General features: G+C 63.5%; 1 pseudogene. It reads right to left on the bottom strand.

Going from position 1 to position 230, the window contains the following annotated elements:
* Nucleotides 1–139, bottom strand: a pseudogene (locus tag ACQG3P_RS25425) (YkgJ family cysteine cluster protein); the annotation flags it as partial.
* Nucleotides 140–230: the final 91 nt, after the last annotated feature.

Raw genomic sequence — 230 nt, 5'->3', positions numbered from 1 at the left:
TGCACAGGCGGTGCGGGTCGAGCGGCTCGGTCAGCTGGTGCGGCACGGCGCCGGGGGTGCCATCGTCCGATTCCATCCAGTGGAAGGCCACGCGGTACTGGTTGCAGCAGGCGCCGCACGTCATGCAGGGATGGGACATGGGCGTGGCCGCACCGGCCGGAAGGGGATTGAAAAGGGAATGGGGAATATATTACACCCAACCCTCACCCCCGCCAAAATAATATTGAACG

This window comes from Stenotrophomonas sp. SrG (genome assembly GCF_050031795.1).
In the GTDB taxonomy this organism is placed as follows: Bacteria; Pseudomonadota; Gammaproteobacteria; order Xanthomonadales; family Xanthomonadaceae; genus Stenotrophomonas; species Stenotrophomonas rhizophila_A.
The sequence above is the reverse complement of the archived record's forward strand: the minus strand, read 5'-3'. Positions and strand labels throughout refer to the sequence as shown.